The organism is Marinobacter sp. (genome assembly GCF_014859525.1).
In the GTDB taxonomy this organism is placed as follows: domain Bacteria; phylum Pseudomonadota; class Gammaproteobacteria; order Pseudomonadales; family Oleiphilaceae; genus Marinobacter.
This window is the reverse complement of record NZ_JACUUB010000143.1, coordinates 1-3,584: the sequence shown is the minus strand read 5'-3', so window position 1 is coordinate 3,584 and position 3,584 is coordinate 1. Positions and strand designations below refer to the sequence as shown.

General features: G+C 58.2%; 3 protein-coding genes. All 3 read right to left on the bottom strand.

The features are described 5' to 3' along the window. On the bottom strand, window positions 1-374 hold a 374-nt coding region (locus IBX51_RS14725; protein WP_291832068.1), incomplete at its 3' end, for a DUF411 domain-containing protein. A 132-nt stretch (window positions 375-506) separates the two neighbouring features. After that, entirely contained in the window at window positions 507-3,095 is a 2,589-nt protein-coding gene (locus IBX51_RS14720) for a heavy metal translocating P-type ATPase (RefSeq protein ID WP_291832067.1), read from the bottom strand. Then, window positions 3,088-3,531: a MerR family transcriptional regulator gene (locus IBX51_RS14715; protein WP_291832066.1), complete on the bottom strand. Its 444-nt coding sequence runs from the start codon at window positions 3,529-3,531 to the stop codon at window positions 3,088-3,090. Before IBX51_RS14715 ends, IBX51_RS14720 begins: the two co-directional genes overlap by 8 nt. Window positions 3,532-3,584 lie beyond the last annotated feature (53 nt).

Genomic DNA, 3,584 nt, shown 5'->3' with positions numbered 1-3,584 from the left:
CCCATTTCCATACCGGGTGAGCCCATAGGCATGCCTGGGACACTCAAGCCTGTGGCCTTGGGTGCTTCGCTGAGGAGCCGTTTAATGTCGTTGGCCGGCACATGGCCTTCAATCACGTAATCACCGACAAAAGCCGTGTGACAACTGCCCAGGCCGGGAATCAATCCGGCATCAGCTTTGATTTTGCCCATGTTGTCGGTGTTGGTGGCGGTCACGTCAAAGCCGTTTTCTTTCATGTGGTCAATCCAGTCATCGCAACAGCCACAGGTCGGTGATTTGTAGACATGGACACTATGGGCTGCGCCGCCTGCCAGAGCGGTGGTGCTGAAGCCCAAAGCGGCCACCAGGCCAAGTGCCAGGGTGTGTTTTTTCATGGCGTTTACCTCGGTAGTGCAGTTGTGAATAGAGTCAGTCTTTTGTTCCGGTGCTCTTACCGGGCAGCCAGAACCACCAGATCACCGCGGCCATCAGAGCCAGTCCTGTTGCGTTGACCAGAAATGTTTCCATCAGTTCCGCTCCTCTTGCTGCGCCGTTTTGTGGCTGGTTTTAAACAGGCGAAGGCGATTGGCGTTGGAGACCACCGTCACCGACGACAGCGACATGGCCGCGCCGGCCAGAATCGGACTCATCAAGATGCCCCATACAGGGTAGAGCAGCCCCGCCGCCACGGGAATACCCATTGTGTTGTAGATAAACGCACCAAACAGGTTCTGTTTGATGTTGGATACCGTTGCCCGAGAGATTTCAATGGCATCCGGAACCCCATGCAGGGAACCTCGCATCAGGGTAATGGCGGCGCTTTCGATGGCGACGTCGGTGCCGGTACCGATGGCAAAGCCGACATCAGCGGCGGCCAGGGCCGGGGCATCGTTGATGCCATCGCCCACCATGGCCACCGTATAACCTTTGCCTCGCATTTCACTGACCACTTCGGCTTTATCTTTTGGTAACACTTCGGCCCGGTAGTCATCAATACCGGCGCTGGCAGAGATGGCTTTGGCGGTGGCGTCGACGTCTCCGGTAACCATCATCACTTTGATGCCTGCTTTGTGCAGGCGCCCAATGGCCGCTCGGGAGTCTGGCTTGATGGCATCGGCAACCCCGATCACGCCGAGGGCCTCAGTTCCCAGGGCCAGGAACAACGGAGTGCCGGCCTCATCGGTAATGGCTTTTGCCGCTGCTTCCAGGCTGGCTATGGCGATACCTTCGGATTCGAGCCAGCGCCGATTACCCAATCGTATTGGTTGACCGTCAAACTCGCCTTGCACACCTTGGCCATTGAGGGCTTCAAAACCGGTGATTCTTTCTGGCGTGACGGCATCCTGTTCGGCTTTGTTCAGCACGGCTTCGGCCAGTGGATGCTCGGAATGCTGTTCCAGCCCGGCCGCCAGTGCCAGCAGGGCGGCTTCGTTGCCATCGATGGCCTGCACGCGAGTGACGGTGGGGTGGCCCTCGGTGATGGTGCCGGTTTTGTCCAGAATGACCAGATCAATCTTGCCTGCGGTTTGCAGGGCATCACCCTGGCGGATCAAGGCGCCATATTCCGCGGCCTTGCCGACGCCGACCATCACCGACATGGGCGTGGCCAGGCCCAGAGCGCAGGGGCAGGCAATGATCAATACGGTGGTGGCTGCCACCATCATGTGTACCACCGCCGGCTCTGGCCCTACGTTGTACCAGACCAGCGCCGCGGCAATGGCAATCAGCATGACAGTGGGCACGAACACCGACGAAATCCTGTCGGCCAGTCGACCAATGGCGGGCTTGGAGCCCTGGGCTTTCCTGACCAGTTTGATGATCTGCGCCAGTGCGGTCTCGCTGCCTACGCGAGTGGCCTCATAAATAATGGACCCGTGGGTGTTCAGAGTGCCGGCCGAGACTTCATCACCATTACCTTTACTGACCGGCATGGGCTCACCGGTCAGCATGCTTTCATCAATCCGTGTGCTGCCCTCGACAATCACGCCATCGACCGGCAACTTCTCTCCGGGGCGAACACGAACATGATCACCCTTCTGAACCTGGTCAACCGGGATATCCTGTTCCTCGCCATGACGAATCACCCGGGCTGTTTTCGCTCGCAAATCCAGCAGCCGGCGAACGGCCTCCGAAGTTTTTCCCTTGGCCCTTAATTCCAGTGCCTGGCCCAAATTGATCAGGCCAATGATCATGGCAGAGGCTTCAAAGTAAACATGCCGGGCCATCTCCGGCAGCAAGGTCGGTACACTGACCACCACGATGGAATACAGCCAGGCGGTACCGGTACCCAGCGCGATCAACGTATCCATATTGGCGTTGTGATGTCTGAATGCCTTCCAGGCTCCGGTAAAGAAGTGCCCGCCGGTGGCGATCATGACACCCAGCGTTAGAATGCCAAAGTTAAACCAGGTAACTTGATTGGCTTCGGTCACCATCATGGTGTCAAAACCCATGCCCCAGATCATCAGAACAACGCCCAGCCCAAGACTGATCGCCATCTTTACCAGCAACACCTGGTACCGTTTTTTATCCTGCTCCTGCCGGCGGTCATCGGCTGCCTCTGTATCTTCAAGCACACTGGCACCGTAACCGGCACTTTCCACCGCTTTAATCAGTGCATCCGGCTCCGCTTTGCCGCTGGCCGTGGCCGTGTTATCCGCCAGGTTCATATGAGCATGGGTTACCCCAGGCACCGACATCAATGCTTTCTCGATACTGGCAACACAGGATGCACAGGTGGCCCCGGAAACCGACAGCGCAACCTGCTCATCGTCCGCTGCTTCGGAAGCTTGCGCGTGTTCTATGGCCGGCTTGGCCGGTGCATCGGTATTGTCGGATGGGCTACCGCAGGACGAAGCCTTCTGCGAAGCACAGCACGATGCCGGCTCCGACGTTACCACAGGCTCCGCCGGATACCCCGCCTCCGTCACCACCCGCGCCGCCTCGGCCAGATCCACTCCGTCAGGCAACGCCACTGTTTGTGCCTCGATATCCACTCCAACCAGCTCGGAACTGCCGGTCAAGGGCTCCAGCGCAGTACGAATCTTCTTCGCACAGCCCTGACACGACGCCCCCGAAATCGATAGTGCGGGTTTCAACTCAGGTGCATCACTCATGTTCTGATTCCTCGCGACAAGACTCGGCAGAGGGATCGTCCCAATGCTCAATCAATCGACAAATAGTATGCCCATCCGGCGTTCTGTCCGGCATCTCCTGCCAGGCGGCTAGCGCCGAAACCATCCGCTTGCGCAACTGCTGCAACTCCGCAATCTCCCGTTCAACCACCACCAACCGCTGCTGAAATACGTCCCGAACCATCGGGCAGGGCGAATGCTGATCATCCGCCCGGGCCAGAATCTGCCGAATCTCCGGCAACGAAAACCCCAGCTGGCGTGCTTTACGGGCAAACCGCAACCGGCGCAGATCTTCGGAATCGTACTGCTGGTAGTTGTTATCCGGGTTGCGGGTGGGCTGTAACAGACCCTCCCGGGTGTAGAACCGCACGGTATCGGGGTTCACCCCGGCGGCGGTGGCCAACTCTTTAACTTTCATGACGGCGTACTCACCAATGTTCACGGATGTACAAAGAATCCACGATTAAAGTT

Coding starts and splice junctions, on each gene's coding strand:
- IBX51_RS14715 (WP_291832066.1), bottom strand. CDS start 3,531: ATGAAAGTTAAAGAGTTGGCCACCGCCGCCGGGGTGAACCCCGATACC.
- IBX51_RS14720 (WP_291832067.1), bottom strand. CDS start 3,095: ATGAGTGATGCACCTGAGTTGAAACCCGCACTATCGATTTCGGGGGCG.